At 47.5% G+C, this 16,825-nt stretch carries 12 protein-coding genes and 3 rRNA genes; 14 read left to right on the forward strand and 1 reads right to left on the reverse strand.

Translation table 11 applies throughout. From position 1 onward, the window contains the following. Positions 1-115: 115 nt before the first annotated feature. The 5 genes from NLBNIHML_RS17460 (at position 116) to NLBNIHML_RS17480 (ending at position 7,340) form a co-directional block, all read left to right on the forward strand. On the forward strand, positions 116-1,234 hold the full coding sequence (locus NLBNIHML_RS17460) for an HD-GYP domain-containing protein (RefSeq protein WP_494352428.1): 1,119 nt from the start codon (positions 116-118) through the stop codon (positions 1,232-1,234). 468 nt (positions 1,235-1,702) lie between these two features. Further along, positions 1,703-3,254, forward strand: a 16S ribosomal RNA gene (locus NLBNIHML_RS17465). 314 nt (positions 3,255-3,568) lie between these two features. After that, positions 3,569-6,494: ribosomal RNA gene (locus tag NLBNIHML_RS17470) — 23S ribosomal RNA — on the forward strand. Between the two features lie 76 nt (positions 6,495-6,570). Continuing rightward, positions 6,571-6,687, forward strand: a 5S ribosomal RNA gene (rrf, locus tag NLBNIHML_RS17475). Together the 16S, 23S and 5S rRNA genes form the textbook arrangement of a ribosomal RNA operon. 212 nt (positions 6,688-6,899) lie before the next feature. Further along, positions 6,900-7,340, forward strand: a complete 441-nt coding sequence (locus NLBNIHML_RS17480) for a hypothetical protein (protein ID WP_253428854.1) — start codon at positions 6,900-6,902, stop codon at positions 7,338-7,340. 631 nt (positions 7,341-7,971) lie between these two features. Here NLBNIHML_RS17480 and NLBNIHML_RS17485 read toward each other — a convergent pair. Then, positions 7,972-8,496, reverse strand: coding sequence for a hypothetical protein (locus NLBNIHML_RS17485; RefSeq protein ID WP_494352429.1), 525 nt, complete (start codon positions 8,494-8,496; stop codon positions 7,972-7,974). A 495-nt stretch (positions 8,497-8,991) separates the two neighbouring features. Between NLBNIHML_RS17485 and NLBNIHML_RS17490 the strand changes: the two genes are divergently transcribed. The 9 genes from NLBNIHML_RS17490 to NLBNIHML_RS17530 all read left to right on the forward strand — a co-directional run bounded on the left by NLBNIHML_RS17490 (position 8,992) and on the right by NLBNIHML_RS17530 (position 16,817). Then, positions 8,992-9,177, forward strand: coding sequence for a sigma factor G inhibitor Gin (locus NLBNIHML_RS17490; RefSeq protein WP_017691396.1), 186 nt, complete (start codon positions 8,992-8,994; stop codon positions 9,175-9,177). Positions 9,178-9,431: 254 nt separating this feature from the next. Then, positions 9,432-11,258, forward strand: coding sequence for an aminotransferase class I/II-fold pyridoxal phosphate-dependent enzyme (locus NLBNIHML_RS17495; RefSeq protein WP_494352430.1), 1,827 nt, complete (start codon positions 9,432-9,434; stop codon positions 11,256-11,258). A gap of 529 nt (positions 11,259-11,787) precedes the next feature. Beyond that, positions 11,788-12,216 (forward strand): CidA/LrgA family protein, encoded by a 429-nt coding sequence (locus NLBNIHML_RS17500; protein ID WP_494352431.1) that lies wholly within the window; start codon positions 11,788-11,790, stop codon positions 12,214-12,216. Then, the gene (locus NLBNIHML_RS17505; protein WP_339258157.1) at positions 12,186-12,878 is read left to right on the forward strand and encodes an LrgB family protein; all 693 of its coding nucleotides are present in this window, start codon (positions 12,186-12,188) and stop codon (positions 12,876-12,878) included. The genes NLBNIHML_RS17500 and NLBNIHML_RS17505 overlap by 31 nt, the downstream gene beginning before the upstream one ends. 216 nt (positions 12,879-13,094) lie before the next feature. Further along, positions 13,095-13,742, forward strand: a complete 648-nt coding sequence (gene tmk, locus NLBNIHML_RS17510; RefSeq protein WP_494352432.1) for a dTMP kinase — start codon at positions 13,095-13,097, stop codon at positions 13,740-13,742. A gap of 61 nt (positions 13,743-13,803) precedes the next feature. Continuing rightward, positions 13,804-14,133, forward strand: a complete 330-nt coding sequence (gene darA / locus NLBNIHML_RS17515; protein WP_017691391.1) for a cyclic di-AMP receptor DarA — start codon at positions 13,804-13,806, stop codon at positions 14,131-14,133. A 341-nt stretch (positions 14,134-14,474) separates the two neighbouring features. Next, positions 14,475-14,918, forward strand: coding sequence for a YaaR family protein (locus NLBNIHML_RS17520; protein WP_017691389.1), 444 nt, complete (start codon positions 14,475-14,477; stop codon positions 14,916-14,918). Positions 14,919-14,927: 9 nt separating this feature from the next. Then, the gene (gene holB, locus NLBNIHML_RS17525) at positions 14,928-15,899 is read left to right on the forward strand and encodes a DNA polymerase III subunit delta' (RefSeq protein WP_339258161.1); all 972 of its coding nucleotides are present in this window, start codon (positions 14,928-14,930) and stop codon (positions 15,897-15,899) included. Between the two features lie 117 nt (positions 15,900-16,016). Further along, entirely contained in the window at positions 16,017-16,817 is an 801-nt protein-coding gene (locus NLBNIHML_RS17530) for a PSP1 domain-containing protein (protein WP_053778939.1), read from the forward strand. Positions 16,818-16,825: the final 8 nt, after the last annotated feature.

Below are 16,825 nucleotides of genomic sequence, written 5' to 3' on the forward strand. Positions count from 1 at the left end.
AATCTAGGATGTACAGCCTCATTTCTGAGTAATATAATGGGAAATATCATGAAAAACCGGGACTATGGTCTTGTTTGTTTTTAACATAGAAGAACGATGAGTGAGGGGAATATACATGGGACTTATCACCCTGTCAGAAGTCAAACCAGGATTCAAACTTGGGAGTGATGTGCAAACGCTTCGTGGCAACGTTTTGCTTCAGAAGGGCAAAGTCATTTTACCCAAGGATATGGAAGTGCTCAAAGCCTTTATGATTCACCAGGTGGATATTGAGCAAGAGAGAATGGGATCAAGTAATACAGGAACCAAGGGTGCATCTGCGTCCGCAGGAAGTACAGCAAACGAGAAGAATGGTGAACGGACAGCGAAGACAGGGAATGTCAGTACAGCCCCTGTAACAACGTCTCTACAGGATGAGTATGAAAAGATGGTAGGACTGACCAAAAATGCGTTCTTGTCCTCTCTGGCGGCTGAATTGCCTGTATATGAGCTGCGTACACAGTTAGAGGCTGTGTTTGCACATCTCAAACAATATAATGTGCTTACCTTCAGTCCACGAGTAATGCAAGAACATGACTATGTGTATCACCATGCTGTACTGAGTGCAATCACATCCTACCAACTGGCCCAGTGGATAGATCTTCCCTCCAAGGATTGGATGCAAGTTGCGTTTGCAGGCTTGTTCCATGATATTGGTAATAACAAAGTAGATCCGCAAATTCTCCATAAGCCTTCTACGTTAACCGTTACAGAGCAGAATGAGATCCGGCAGCACACCAAATATGGTTACCAGATTCTTAAACAGGCAAAGGCTATTAATGAGGGCGCCAGACTTGCTGCTTTGCAGCATCATGAAAAAGTTGACGGATCAGGTTATCCGTTGCAGCTTAGTGGGACGCAGATTCATATTTACGCTAAAATCGTAGCTATCGCTGATATTTTCCACGCCATGACGCTGGAGAAGATTTACCGTAAGGCACAATCACCGTATCTAGTTCTAGAACAAATCCAGAGTGAGGCATTTGGAAAATTGGATCCTGCAATTGTACGTGTATTTGTTCAACGATCAACCCAGATCCATAACGGCATCCGAGTAAAACTCAGCAATAACCAGATTGGAGAGATCGTATTCTCTGATCGAGATCATCCTACACGGCCTATGGTGTCAGTAGAAGGAACGATCATTAACTTAATGCAGCAAAGGCAGCTTCACATCCAAGAGGTTATCGGTTAACTATAGATATTAGGGCAACTTGAGGAGAGGGTCTTTCTTTTATAGAGAGGCCTTTTCGTTTGAGATATATATGAAATGTAGATATACAGGAAAAGATTATTAGGAGGATGTATAATTTAATCAAAAAAAGACTTGCAATCAAAATCTGTACATGGTATATTCTAATTCCGGCCAAGAAAACACGGTTTACACGGTGCGGCAAGCAAATCAAATAAGCTTCGAAAGAAACTTAAAAAAAGAGCTTGCAAAGTTGGTTCGGATGTGGTAAGATATAAAAGTTGCTGAAGAGAACAACATTCGGTAACAAAACAAGTTTGATCTTTGAAAACTGAACAACGAGTGAGTAAACATTCTGCTTGCAGAATGAACGCGAAAGTTTGAGACGAGCCTTGGCTTGAATCGACTGGAGCACAATTGAGATTTTAATCTCGTCAGATTCAAAATGAGCTTATCGCTCTTTTCAATACTTTATTGGAGAGTTTGATCCTGGCTCAGGACGAACGCTGGCGGCATGCCTAATACATGCAAGTCGAGCGGAGTTGATAGAAAGCTTGCTTTCTTGATGCTTAGCGGCGGACGGGTGAGTAACACGTAGGCAACCTGCCCCCAAGTTTGGGACAACTACCGGAAACGGTAGCTAATACCGAATAGTTGTTTCCTTCGCCTGAAGGAAACTGGAAAGACGGAGCAATCTGTCACTTGGGGATGGGCCTGCGGCGCATTAGCTAGTTGGTGGGGTAACGGCTCACCAAGGCGACGATGCGTAGCCGACCTGAGAGGGTGATCGGCCACACTGGGACTGAGACACGGCCCAGACTCCTACGGGAGGCAGCAGTAGGGAATCTTCCGCAATGGGCGAAAGCCTGACGGAGCAATGCCGCGTGAGTGATGAAGGTTTTCGGATCGTAAAGCTCTGTTGCCAGGGAAGAACGCTTGGGAGAGTAACTGCTCTCAAGGTGACGGTACCTGAGAAGAAAGCCCCGGCTAACTACGTGCCAGCAGCCGCGGTAATACGTAGGGGGCAAGCGTTGTCCGGAATTATTGGGCGTAAAGCGCGCGCAGGCGGTCATTTAAGTCTGGTGTTTAATCCCGGGGCTCAACCCCGGATCGCACTGGAAACTGGGTGACTTGAGTGCAGAAGAGGAGAGTGGAATTCCACGTGTAGCGGTGAAATGCGTAGATATGTGGAGGAACACCAGTGGCGAAGGCGACTCTCTGGGCTGTAACTGACGCTGAGGCGCGAAAGCGTGGGGAGCAAACAGGATTAGATACCCTGGTAGTCCACGCCGTAAACGATGAGTGCTAGGTGTTAGGGGTTTCGATACCCTTGGTGCCGAAGTTAACACATTAAGCACTCCGCCTGGGGAGTACGGTCGCAAGACTGAAACTCAAAGGAATTGACGGGGACCCGCACAAGCAGTGGAGTATGTGGTTTAATTCGAAGCAACGCGAAGAACCTTACCAGGTCTTGACATCAGCATGACCGGGCTAGAGATAGTCCTTTCCTTCGGGACATGCTAGACAGGTGGTGCATGGTTGTCGTCAGCTCGTGTCGTGAGATGTTGGGTTAAGTCCCGCAACGAGCGCAACCCTTGATCTTAGTTGCCAGCATTTCGGGTGGGCACTCTAAGGTGACTGCCGGTGACAAACCGGAGGAAGGTGGGGATGACGTCAAATCATCATGCCCCTTATGACCTGGGCTACACACGTACTACAATGGCCGGTACAACGGGCTGTGAAGCCGCGAGGTGGAACGAATCCTAAAAAGCCGGTCTCAGTTCGGATTGCAGGCTGCAACTCGCCTGCATGAAGTCGGAATTGCTAGTAATCGCGGATCAGCATGCCGCGGTGAATACGTTCCCGGGTCTTGTACACACCGCCCGTCACACCACGAGAGTTTATAACACCCGAAGTCGGTGGGGTAACCGCAAGGAGCCAGCCGCCGAAGGTGGGATAGATGATTGGGGTGAAGTCGTAACAAGGTAGCCGTATCGGAAGGTGCGGCTGGATCACCTCCTTTCTATGGAGAATCGTTTCCTGTAACGGAAACATTCAAATATGCAGCTTAGCTGCAAACTACTCACTCGTTGCTCAGTTTTGAGAGCTCAAACTCTCAAACAGCTTGCTTTTGCATGGAGCTTGTTCTTTGAAAACTAGATATCGAAACGAAAGTAAATGCGAATTAGAACATTCCTTTTTAGCTGAACTTGTGTATAACAAGTTTCAATAAAAACGGTAGTTAATTGCTGTTGCGATGGTATCGAGTGGGAGCGACTTTTGGCTTTGGACGCAGTCCAAAACAAGGGAAGCGAGCGATCGAAACCGGAGCAATTTGGTTAAGCTACTAAGAGCACACGGAGGATGCCTAGGCGCTAGGAGCCGATGAAGGACGTGGCGAACAACGAAACTGCCTCGGGGAGCTGTAAGCAAGCTTTGATCCGGGGGTGTCCGAATGGGGAAACCCAGCTGGGGTAATTTCCAGTTACTCACAACTGAATACATAGGTTGTGTAGAGGCATACCAGGGGAACTGAAACATCTAAGTACCCTGAGGAAGAGAAAACAATAGTGATTCCGTCAGTAGCGGCGAGCGAACGCGGAGAAGCCCAAACCAAGGAGCTTGCTCTTTGGGGTTGTGGGACGTCTCACATGGAGTTACAAAGGAACCGGTTAAGCGAAGAGGTCTGGAAAGGCCCGCCAAAGAAGGTAAAAGCCCTGTAATTGAAAGTCTGTTCCCTCCGAGACGGATCCCGAGTAGTGCGGGGCACGTGAAACCCCGTATGAATCCGGCAGGACCATCTGCCAAGGCTAAATACTTCCTAGCGACCGATAGTGAAGCAGTACCGTGAGGGAAAGGTGAAAAGCACCCCGGAAGGGGAGTGAAATAGAACCTGAAACCGTGTGCTTACAAAAAGTCAGAGCCCGTTTTAGGGGTGATGGCGTGCCTTTTGTAGAATGAACCGGCGAGTTACGTTCCCGTGCAAGGTTAAGGTGAAGAGCCGGAGCCGCAGCGAAAGCGAGTCTGAATAGGGCGACATAGTACGTGGACGTAGACCCGAAACCGGGTGATCTACCCCTGTCCAGGGTGAAGGTGCGGTAACACGCACTGGAGGCCCGAACCCACGCACGTTGAAAAGTGCGGGGATGAGGTGGGGGTAGCGGAGAAATTCCAATCGAACTCGGAGATAGCTGGTTCTCCCCGAAATAGCTTTAGGGCTAGCCTCGGAAAACAGAGTCGTGGAGGTAGAGCACTGATTGGGTGCGGGGCCCGCAAGGGTTACCAAGCTCAGTCAAACTCCGAATGCCATAGACTTACTTCCGGGAGTCAGACAGTGAGTGCTAAGATCCATTGTCAAAAGGGAAACAGCCCAGACCATCAGCTAAGGTCCCCAAGTGTGTGTTAAGTGGGAAAGGATGTGGAGTTGCACAGACAACCAGGATGTTGGCTTAGAAGCAGCCACCATTGAAAGAGTGCGTAATAGCTCACTGGTCGAGTGACTCTGCGCCGAAAATGTAACGGGGCTAAACACACCACCGAAGCTATGGCTTGATGCTTTGCATCAGGGGTAGGGGAGCGTTGTATAAGGGTTGAAGGTGTACCGTAAGGAGCGCTGGACATTATACAAGTGAGAATGCCGGTATGAGTAACGAAAAGATCAGTGAGAATCTGATCCGCCGAAAGCCTAAGGGTTCCTGAGGAAGGCTCGTCCGCTCAGGGTAAGTCGGGACCTAAGGCGAGGCCGAAAGGCGTAGTCGAAGGACAACAGGTCGAAATTCCTGTACCACCGTAAGCCGTTATGAGCAATGGGGGGACGCAGTAGGGTAGTGACGCGGACTGATGGATGTCCGTCTAAGCAGTGAGGCTGATGTGTAGGCAAATCCGCACATCATAAGGCTGAGCTGTGATGGGGAGCGAAAATTGTAGTAGCGAAGGTCATGATCTCACACTGCCAAGAAAAGCCTCTAGCCAGGTGAAGGTGCCCGTACCGCAAACCGACACAGGTAGGCGAGAAGAGTATTCTAAGGCGCGCGGAAGAACTCTCGTTAAGGAACTCGGCAAAATGACCCCGTAACTTCGGGAGAAGGGGTGCCCCGGTAGTGTGAATAGCACGAGGGGGCCGCAGTGAAAAGGCCCAAGCGACTGTTTAGCAAAAACACAGGTCTGTGCGAAGCCGTAAGGCGAAGTATACGGGCTGACGCCTGCCCGGTGCTGGAAGGTTAAGGGGAGTGGTTAGGAGCAATCCGAAGCTGTGAACCGAAGCCCCAGTAAACGGCGGCCGTAACTATAACGGTCCTAAGGTAGCGAAATTCCTTGTCAGGTAAATTCTGACCCGCACGAATGGCGTAACGACTTGGGCGCTGTCTCAACGAGAGATCCGGTGAAATTTTAATACCTGTGAAGATGCAGGTTACCCGCGACAAGACGGAAAGACCCCATGGAGCTTTACTGCAGCTTGATATTGAATTTGGGTACGATCTGTACAGGATAGGTGGGAGCCTTTGAAGCGTGAGCGCCAGCTTGCGTGGAGGCAACGTTGGGATACCACCCTGATCGTATCTAGGTTCTAACCTGGTACCGTAATCCGGTGCGGGGACAGTGTCAGGTGGGCAGTTTGACTGGGGCGGTCGCCTCCTAAAGAGTAACGGAGGCGCCCAAAGGTTCCCTCAGAATGGTTGGAAATCATTCGAAGAGTGCAAAGGCATAAGGGAGCTTGACTGCGAGACCTACAAGTCGAGCAGGGACGAAAGTCGGGCTTAGTGATCCGGTGGTACCGCATGGAAGGGCCATCGCTCAACGGATAAAAGCTACCCTGGGGATAACAGGCTTATCTCCCCCAAGAGTCCACATCGACGGGGAGGTTTGGCACCTCGATGTCGGCTCATCGCATCCTGGGGCTGAAGTAGGTCCCAAGGGTTGGGCTGTTCGCCCATTAAAGCGGTACGCGAGCTGGGTTCAGAACGTCGTGAGACAGTTCGGTCCCTATCTGTCGTGGGCGTAGGAAATTTGAGAGGAGCTGTCCTTAGTACGAGAGGACCGGGATGGACGTACCGCTGGTGTACCAGTTGTTCCGCCAGGAGCACCGCTGGGTAGCTATGTACGGACGGGATAAACGCTGAAAGCATCTAAGCGTGAAGCCCCCCTCAAGATGAGATTTCCCAGTATGTAAGACCCCTTGAAGACGACGAGGTAGATAGGCTGGGGGTGGAAGTGCAGCAATGCATGGAGCTGACCAGTACTAATCGGTCGAGGGCTTATCCAATAGCAAGTGATAGTTCGCATGTTTCGTTTCGAATCTAGTTTTCAGAGAACAACAACTCTGAAATGTAAGCACCGCGTTTGGTGGCGATGGCGGAGGGGTTCCACACGTACCCATCCCGAACACGACCGTTAAGCCCTCTAGCGCCGATGGTACTTGGACCGCAGGGTCCTGGGAGAGTAGGACGCCGCCAAGCAAAGAACCACTGCCGATGTTATTCGGTGGTGGTTTTTATTTGTTTATAAGGATTAGAGATGATGAGCGGAAGCTCTAACATGATCGTCAAATGAAGGTAACATTTTTGTTACGGATAACAGCGGCAAAACCAGTATAATAGGACTATGTTAAATATGCTAAAAGTACCTGACCACAGAGCTGGAATGTGCAGCTGTGAAAAGGAGGGTGTGTGTGTTAAGTTGGCGGAGACTTGGACTACAATCAATTCTGTTGCTTTGTTTGACCGTTGTTCTGGCAGGATGCGGTGAAGCTTCAGGATCTGTATGGACTTCATATGAAGGTGCGGTGAACGAGAAGAGTTTTCCGGTGCCTAAAGTAGCGAATAAATCTGACCAGTCCGAGAACAATTCGGATATGGACTATGTTCGATATACGCTGTCTGGTATTAGTGAGAGCACTAGCTTGCCTGAGGTATATCTAGACGAGATTAAAAGCTGGGGTTGGACAGAGAGGCAAGCCAAGGGTACATCCAATGAATCCAGTACCTTGCGAGTATTTGCAAAGGAAGGACATACTGTGCATTTAGCAGTACATGATGGATCCTTTACACTAATGGTTCCTAGAAATGATGCTACTCAAACGACAGTTAAATCATTGGCTGAAGACGATTGAGCTGCTACGTGTAAGATTGGATATGAAAATTAACGCTGTGATGTTCCTTATATAGTAAAGCTCCCGTGTACATGATAGGGGGCTTTTTGTTATTTTACGAAGTAGGCTGCAATCGTGATCGGAGTACCTAGTGTGTAATGCAAGAGAAGCCATAAAGGTAAAGAGGATTAGGAGTAGATATTGTGGTACAGAAAGGCGAGTATATGCGCTTGAACTATTATAGGGGTGTGCTGAGCTTTTAAAGGTAGAGGACGAGAGATGTAGTTATATAAAGGTATGGGGTAGATTGAATGGTTAATGGAAGGCTAGGCTAGAAGGGAGATAGAGGATCGCTCATAGGAGTAAAGTATACGAGATATCTGGAGTTAAAGGATATGGAACAGCAGATGAAAAAGTGGAGAAGAATGGAGTCTGTCATGGGGATAACTAATTTAGCCATACCCAGACTGTGGATAAGGGACAGGAAGGGAACAAAACATAAAGGTTATCCACTGTGGATAACCTTTGTTTGATCATGTGAGGCTGAGCCAGCTGGACGATACGAGCTCTTTTTTAACAAATATCCGAGGGGCTCAGGCCATTATGTATTACAGGTGAATGAGATACTGCACTATTGGATGAACGAAGGGTATTATTGCAGATAATATGAGACATCTTGTTCATTTAATTTGATGAGTCCATCTTTGCGCTCGCGGGAGAGTACCATGACAACATATAAGCGAGGACCCAGCAACCACAAATGCCAGAAGATCAGCGAGAGGGTGAAGGACAATGGGGACCATATCAAACATACTGTAATGATACATAGTCCAATCCAGCTCATGTTAAGGTGTACCCGGACAAACATACGGAAGCTGAAATGCTGATCAGGGATATAACCTAACCAAGGCATACGCAGATTCCAGCGCCACCGTTTAGCGTAAGAGCTACGTACCAAAAGTAATATTGTTCTGGCAATGACATAATGAATCCAAATGGTGATTGGGCCTGCCAGTACAAAAAAGAAGAGGCCAGTCCAAGAGAATGCAAGTAGATTGAATAAAAGCATGATGACTGGCAAACAAAGATAACTATAGATGACACTGCGGGCGATAGCCTTTTTTTTCAGAAGCCGGTATTGATAAAATGTTGCTTTATTCTCCGGTTCGGCGATCATACGTTTATATATCCTCCTTCAAATTCACGTTTGTGTGGAATAGGTATTTGTTTTCTTATACGTGTAAAAGGGAATGCATTATGTATGTATATATGAACCTTGTCTATCACGCCATGACGATTGTACAAGATATTGAGATTCGAATGAGCTTATCTCAGTATACTCTCGAATGCATGGGCTGTCAGGCTTTGATATCGTTATCATGTATTATATATCGGCTGAGATTCCAAGTTTTTTTAAGTAATTTGAATATAAGTTTTGAGCCAGACTAAGGGATACGTGATTTTGAGGGAAACGCGATGGATGCAGGATAACAGTGTAGACATGAGAAGATGAATGATCTTGATCAGAAGACGAATGTATTTTTCGGTACAGACACCCCGGAGGGGGTGGGCGAATATATATATTTTATAGAAAGAAAGCACTATGAAAATGTATAAAATAATAGAAACTGTGCAATACTGATAGTAAACGTAAAACAAGGTGGGATGGTTCATGGAAGAACATGCCGAACACACATGTATTATCTGCGAGCAAAGAAAAAGAGAAGGCATTTTTATTGTATCTGAATTCATATGTGACACTTGTGAAGCAGAAATGGTTCATACCGATGCGCAGGATGCCAAGTACAATTATTTTATTCATCAAATGAAGCAAATTTGGGTACAAAAAAACGCATAATGCATATTGCTAATAGAAGTAGAAGCGAAACATCACGCTGTAAAGATGCTGATGTGTATAGAGGCCCATTGGGCCTTTTTCTGTTTTTAGGAGAGAGAGTCTTGTCTGCCATTTAAGGAAGGCGTATGCTGATATAATGATATCGAAAATTTGCAGCAGCGCGTGTGGAGATGGGGAAGAATGGCGTTCCTTGGATTAAGAAGCATGTGGGAGCGCATCGGGCGCACATTATATATGTACAGGATGGTTATTTCATGGAACATAAAAACAAATCAAGTAGAGCCCCTTTATATGAAGCGTTGCTTGCGTATCGTGATTCGAAGCAGCGTTCTTTTCATGTGCCTGGGCATAAGAATGGACAAGCTTACCGACATTTGCTGAAACAAGCAGAAGCAGGACAATCTCCCGTTAAGGATATTGTTAATGAGGAACTCCGGCATAACGGAGATATTCAGAGCGAAGCGGGAAGAAATGTAAATAGAAGGATAGAGCAACTTAGTTTAGTGGAGAACGATGGGGATGCCATAGGGAATGGGGAACGACTCAGCGATGAAGCGACTCATTCGGAGACAGGATTAGTACCGGATCGTTCATTCCTGGAGATGATGGAGATGGATGTTACAGAGATTACGGGCACCGACGATTTGCATCATGCGGAAGGTGTGATCCAGGAAGCACAGGAGCTTGCGGCAGATTGTTTTGGTGCAGAGGAGAGTTTCTTCCTTGTGGGGGGAAGTACGGCTGGTAATCTGTCTTTACTTCTTACTGTGTGTGATGAGCCGAATAGTATTGTGCTAGTGCAGCGGAATGTACATAAATCCGTTATTCACGGGTTAATGCTGGCCGGCGCAAGAGCTGTATTTCTGGAGCCGTGGGTCGATCCAGCGTCTGGACTTGCGGTCATGCCGTCGGTTGAGACGGTTCAGGCTGCTGTCCAGTCCTATCCTGAGGCAAAGGGCGTACTTGTCACTTTGCCCAATTACTACGGCATGGGCGCTGATCTGACGCCCATTGCCGAGGTATGCCACGTTGCTGGCATGCCATTGCTCGTAGATGAAGCGCATGGCGCGCATTATGGGCAGCATCCGGAGCTGCCTGTTTCTGCACTGTCATGCGGAGCAGACGGTGTCGTGCAGTCGACACATAAGATGCTGTCGGCCTTCACCATGGGTGCGATGCTGCACATCCAGGGACCACGGTTAAACCGGTCCCTGTTAAGGCAGCGCCTGTCCATGGTGCAAAGCTCAAGCCCATCATACCCGGTGATGGCTTCGCTCGATCTGGCGCGCCGGCTCCTGCACGTGCAGGGCGCGAACACGTTCACGGCGGGGCTCGCCGCCGTGAACGCCTTTAAGCGCGGCCTCGCGGAGCTGCCGCGCTTCCAGTTGCTGCAGCCTGCACAGCCGCTGCAGCCAGAACCGCCAGCCGGAACAGCGAAGCCGGCTGGTATGCCCGTGTCCGCTGCGCAGCAGACACGGGAGGGCCTGCCCGCGGCGGCGATGCCATCTGCCGCGGGGTATACCGCTCAGGACCCATTCAAGGCCGTCATCTATGACGGCGCAGGGGTACTGAGCGGTTATGGGCTACAGCAGCAGCTGGAAGCATGCGGCTGTGTGCCCGAGATGAGCGACGAACGGTACGTCGTCTTGCTCTTCAGCCTGGGCTCAACGGTGCAAGATGCTCAGCACCTGTTGCAGGCTTTACACCATATCAGCTCTGCCAATGGGCATGAGCAGGTCCAATCTAATGCAGAGACATCACATCAGCTCGTGAAAGATTCCGCGCATTATATTTCCACGTGGAACAATTTACAAGAAAACACTGGTTATTCCGAACCGATCTCCTTCACACTGCAACCAATTGTGGAGACGGATACGATCTATGTCCCGATAGAAGAAAGTGCAGGCTGTCGATCAGCCGAGATGGTTACTCCATACCCTCCAGGGATTCCGCTTGTCTATCCAGGTGAACGTCTAAGTCCAACGATGGTGGAGCGTATACAACTCCTGCGTAATGAAGGAGCGAAGTTTCACGGGGTATCAGATGCATCACTACAGGTATTAAAGGTCATGAAGGATTGATAAATACACATATGAAGTCTGAATTACATTTACCAACGGTAGTCTGTATGACCAATACGGTTAGTGATACCGGACCCTACACATGTGAGGGTCTCTTGGTCATTAATCTAGTTGCTATCTTCCAACTCAGGCATGCAATACGTTGAAGGATGTCAGGGTCCAACATTTTAAAGTCAAGGATTGCTGATCCTGGCGAATTGTCCAGACGATATTCTAAGGAACCGAGTACATCTTATTTAGCCTTCGAGTTCTCCTTTTATTTTGTAAGGAACCTGAGACTTGTTATTAACCCAAATCACCTAATAAACACGCCTTAAACGACTGGTTATTCCAATATAGCGTCTTTCAGATTCCTTAGATTGCTGCGGTGCGGGCGCTTCAAATCGCTGAATAAGACGCCCCAGGGTCGTTAGCGCTCCCACTCCGTGTTCTGCTCCAGACACGTTCAGTTACGTTCCGGCTTTCGGCAGGTAAGGAGACACGCTCTAGTTCAGCTTATACAGATAGACATAAGAAAGAAGGGAACACTTTGGGTATTCCGCTAAAAAAATATACAGGAATAGTCCTGCAAGTTTTGTTAATGTACGGTTTTTACTGGATTGGCAACCTCATTCAAACTCTATTACATCTGCCGTTAACAGGAAGTATTGTGGGTATGCTGGTTTTGTTCATTGCCATCCAACTGGGATGGGTCAAAATGAGCTGGGGAGAAGAAGCGTCAACGTGGCTTCAATCCCATTTGCAATTATTGTTCATTCCACCTACTGTGGGCATCATTAATCATTTTGATTTTTTTAGAGCTAACACATTATTATTAGTCCTTGGTTTGATCGTTAGCACATTAATCACATGTCTGATATCTGCCAAATTAAGTGAGTGGCTCATGATATGGAGATCGTCTCATACAGGTAAAAAGGAGGCGATCACTTGTCAGCATTCATCCTCGGAATTGGAATGATCGCGCTAACTATCGCTGTATATATTCCAGCCACTCGTCTATATAAAAGGCTGAAATGGCCGATACTTATGCCTGTACTCACAACGACTGCCATCCTGATCCTGATCTTGGTGATTTCCGGTATCAAGCTGGAAACGTATATGCTAGGTGGCAAATGGATACAGGAACTCTTGGGCCCAGCAGTTGTATCTCTCGCGTTTCCCTTGTCCAGACATCTGCATGTGCTGAAGCAAAATATCATTCCAATTGTGGGTGGGACGATTGGAGGCAGTATTACAGGTGTGTCCACAGGTGCTTTAATCGCCATTCTTCTGGGGTATCCTCAAGAGATGGTCATTGCTTTATTGCCAAAATCCGTGACGACTCCTGTTGCTATTCAACTTGCTAATCAGGTTGGAGGGAATGCCTCATTTACATCGCTGTTTGTGATGATCGCAGGATTCTCAGGGATATTACTGGGGCCGATGCTCCTGAAATGGGCCAAAGTCCGCAGTAAACATGCCTACGGAATTGGATTGGGTTCAGCATCTCATGCCCTCGGCATGGCAAGGTCTGTTGAATATGGAGAGAATGCTGTAGCCCTCAGTTCAGTATCCATGATTGTAAGTGCCATTGCCGGATCAATGATGCTTCCATTATGGGTATGGATCATCTACGGTTGACGCTTTACTTTGTTGTTCATGTTGGAGTAACTGCTGACCTATAGTATTATAGAAAGAAACAAGCTTGTATGATCTTGGTGTTATTAATACGTAACGATATAGCTGTAGCTATACACCTCTGGGCGGGGGATATCATATCCTGTAGCAAGAGGGTCAAAGCATTTTCAATTACAGCAGCAATAGATGCAATTATCGACATAGAAAGCAGGGAAGCATATGCAGGGCAGAGGTAAATTCATTACGCTGGAAGGGGGAGAGGGTTCCGGTAAAACAACGATGATTGGTAGAATAGGTTCTTATTTTGAAGAACGGGGTATACCTTACGTAGTTACGCGAGAGCCTGGCGGAATTGAGATTGCGGAGAAAATACGTTCAATTATCCTGGACCCTCTTCATACGGCAATGGATGCTCGAACCGAAGCGCTATTGTATGCAGCTGCACGCAGCCAGCATCTGGCGGAGAAGGTAGAGCCTGCGCTGAAAGCTGGAAAAGCAGTCATCTGTGACCGATTTGTCGATAGCAGTCTGGTCTATCAAGGATATGCCCGGGGACTCGGGATAGAGAATGTATGGGCTATTAATCGCTTTGCGATCGGTGATCTTATGCCGGATGTGACCTTATATCTGGACATCGAGCCTGAATTGGGGCTTGCACGGATCGACGCTCATGATGGCCGCGAAGTGAACCGTCTGGATCTGGAGAATCTGGAGTTTCACCATAAAGTGCGAGAGGGTTATTTCCTATTAAAAGAGCAGTTCCCGGAAAGAATCAGAGTTATTGATGCTTCCATGAAGCAGGAGGATGTCTTGGCAGCGATGATTTTGTCGCTGGAGACAGGGATTTTGAAGGATTTTGACGAGTAATTGTCTAATATATAGACAGGGCATTTAATAAAGATGCTTATTCTGAAGGAGGTTATGCAGGATGAAACTGATTGTTGCGATTATACAGGATAAAGACAGCAACCGATTATCCAGCGCATTGGTCAAAGCAAACTTTCGGGCAACGAAGTTGGCCAGTACGGGTGGATTTTTGAAGGCAGGCAACACGACGTTTATGATCGGTGTCGATGATGGTCAAGTCGAGTCCGTAATGAACGTCATTCGCAGCAGCTGTAAGGTTCGTGAACAGCTCGTGACTCCGGTCACACCGATGAGTGGAACAACCGACTCTTACCTGCCGCTACCTGTTGAAGTTCAAGTAGGTGGAGCTACTGTATTTGTTCTCCCGGTAGATCGCTTCGAACACTTCTAAACTTTTTGCATGAATCATCCCATGAGGGTCTTTCATGATCAATAGCATGTTGGAAACGATCGATGCAAGCAGATTTAAAAGAAGTTCGTGTGTGCCACTTATGGAACCGCCTTTTTTGATCAGAAGAATTGGCACACTCTTTCCGAATGAACATTTTCTAGCTGGGGAATGCTCATTCGGAAAGAGGTTGACTACAAACAACAAGTCCTTAATGGTGATGTATATCTACCATTTATATAGAGTGTGATCAGCATATATAGAAGCCTCATCCTCACGCACAGGCGCAACGCGCACTGTGCTGATGGGCGATTAGCTAACTTTGATAGAAAGCGGGCGTATCCATGAAAATCAATCCTGGATTCAGACCGATTCAGAGCGGGATCAGTTCTACTGATTCAGGCTCCAAACCGGTTCAATCCAAAAATTTCTCTGATATGATGAACCACCAGGGGGAACGGGCCTCACAAGCTGAACTGAATCGCCGGTTTAGTGAAATCCAGCTTCAAGGTGATCGCCTGGCGCGTTCCATGACGATTCGTGAACTGAAGGCGTATAAGCAACTTGTTAAAAGGTTCCTGGAAGAGACCGTTCGTCGCGGTGTATCCATGAAAGAGACAAGGGGTTGGGATCGTCGTGGCAGAGGCAAGCGTTATAAGCTGATTGATGAAATTGACTCCGCTCTGTTATCCATGGCAGATGAATTGCTGGATACAGAAGAAGGAAAAATCTCTCTATTGCAACAAGTAGGCGAAATTCGGGGGATGCTTATTAATTTAAGCTTCTGAGGAGGAAGTATGTCCTTTCAACAGATTATGGGTCAACAAGCGGCCAAGCAAATGTTACAAAGCAGTTTGAGACGTCAGGCAATAAGCCATGCGTATTTATTTAGCGGTCCAGCGGGAAGCGGGCAACGGAAGACGGCAATTACCTTTGCCAAGGCAATATTCTGTACAGAGCTGGAAGATGACGCGTGCGGACAATGTCTTGAATGTCGTAAGGTGGAACATGGTAATCACCCGGATCTAACCATGCTTGCACCAGATGGAAACAATATTAAAATAGATCAAATTCGGGATCTGCAGCGTATCTTTTCATACCGATCAGAGGCAGGTCATCCCAAAGTATATATTATAGAACAAGCCGAGAAAATGACGGTGCAGGCAGCAAACAGTCTGTTGAAATTTCTGGAGGAACCGCAGGTACCGGCAGTTGGCATCCTGATTACAGATAATGGACAGGCCATGTTGCCTACGATTCGTTCTCGCTCCCAATTGGTGCCGTTCAGTGCACTGAATCCGGAAGAGATGCTGCAATCACTAATTGAGGAAGGGCACCCTGCCAATCTGGCTCGCTCTGCCGTCCATTTAGCGTCAGGATTGGAAGCATGTAGAGAAATTCTCCAGCAGAATTGGTTTGCAGAAATTAGAAACGTAATGTTACAATTAGGGAAGGAGTCCCTGGGTAGAGGAAGTACATCATTGATCTCTGCACAGCAGAAGCTTTTTAAAACCGGACTCTCTGAACACCTGGACATGTTACTCAGTTTGTTCCATCTATGGTTTAGGGACATGCTGTATGTTCAGTACGGTAGGCATGAACATATCGTTTTTATAGATCAGTTAGACATGCTATCTCAGTTGGCACATACCCGCAGCACAGAACAGTGGGTTTCCTATATGGATCTGGCCGCAGCATGCAGAAAAAAATTGCGTTTTAACGTCAATGGCCAGCTTTGTCTGGAGCAATTTTTGATCGGTTTGGCATAAGACTGGGAGAGGGATAAGTTAGTTCCAATCATATGCAAACGGTTATAACTTCGGCCGGTTCCCTAAGAAGACGGGGCTTCAGACGAAGTGGGGTTGGCTTACAAGGGGGTTAATTTTTTGTACAGTGTAGTGGGTGTCCGTTTCAAAAAAGCGGGCAAAATTTATTACTTCGATCCCCTGGACCTTCCCATTGAGAAAGAAAACTGCGTTATCGTGGAGACAGCGCGGGGGGTAGAGTACGGTAAGGTTGTCGTTGGTAAGAAGGAAGTGGGCGAGTCCGATGTGGTGTTGCCGCTGAAGAAAGTCATCCGCGTTGCGGGCGAGACTGATGCCCGTGTGGTTGATGAAAATAAGCGTGCAGCGAAGGAAGCATTCGGTACTTGTTTAAATAAAATCAAAGACCATGGCCTCAAAATGAAGCTGGTCGATGTGGAATTTACGTTTGATCGCAATAAAATCATATTTTATTTTACAGCTGAAGGAAGAGTCGATTTCCGGGAGCTGGTCAAGGATCTGGCAAGCATATTCCGGACACGAATCGAGCTGAGACAGATTGGTGTACGTGATGAAGCGAAGATGCTTGGCGGTATCGGACCTTGCGGCCGTGTATTGTGTTGTTCTTCCTGGCTGGGAGACTTTGAGCCGGTATCAATCAAGATGGCTAAAGATCAGAGCCTGTCACTGAATCCGACGAAAATTTCAGGGTTGTGCGGAAGACTCATGTGCTGTCTGAAATTTGAGCATGATAACTATGAAAGTGTGAGAGAAGAACTGCCAGCTGTAGGCAAATTGGTCGTCACCTCATTGGGTGAAGGAAAAGTTGTCGGAATTAATGCCGGTAGCCGCACAGTCCATGTTCAACTGTTCGACATCAGTAAAGTCAAAGAACTTCCGCTGGATGACGTCGTTATCAAGTAAACCATAAA

The sequence above is a fragment of the Paenibacillus sp. JNU01 genome, from assembly GCF_059130585.1.

What these genes read in the sequence shown, in the direction of transcription:
- NLBNIHML_RS17460 (WP_494352428.1), top strand. Translation starts at nt 116, where the DNA reads ATGGGACTTATCACCCTGTCAGAAGTCAAACCAGGATTCAAACTTGGG.
- NLBNIHML_RS17485 (WP_494352429.1), bottom strand. Translation starts at nt 8,496, where the DNA reads ATGATCGCCGAACCGGAGAATAAAGCAACATTTTATCAATACCGGCTT.
- NLBNIHML_RS17490 (WP_017691396.1), top strand. Translation starts at nt 8,992, where the DNA reads ATGGAAGAACATGCCGAACACACATGTATTATCTGCGAGCAAAGAAAA.
- NLBNIHML_RS17495 (WP_494352430.1), top strand. Translation starts at nt 9,432, where the DNA reads ATGGAACATAAAAACAAATCAAGTAGAGCCCCTTTATATGAAGCGTTG.
- tmk (WP_494352432.1), top strand. Translation starts at nt 13,095, where the DNA reads ATGCAGGGCAGAGGTAAATTCATTACGCTGGAAGGGGGAGAGGGTTCC.
- darA (WP_017691391.1), top strand. Translation starts at nt 13,804, where the DNA reads ATGAAACTGATTGTTGCGATTATACAGGATAAAGACAGCAACCGATTA.
- NLBNIHML_RS17520 (WP_017691389.1), top strand. Translation starts at nt 14,475, where the DNA reads ATGAAAATCAATCCTGGATTCAGACCGATTCAGAGCGGGATCAGTTCT.
- holB (WP_339258161.1), top strand. Translation starts at nt 14,928, where the DNA reads ATGTCCTTTCAACAGATTATGGGTCAACAAGCGGCCAAGCAAATGTTA.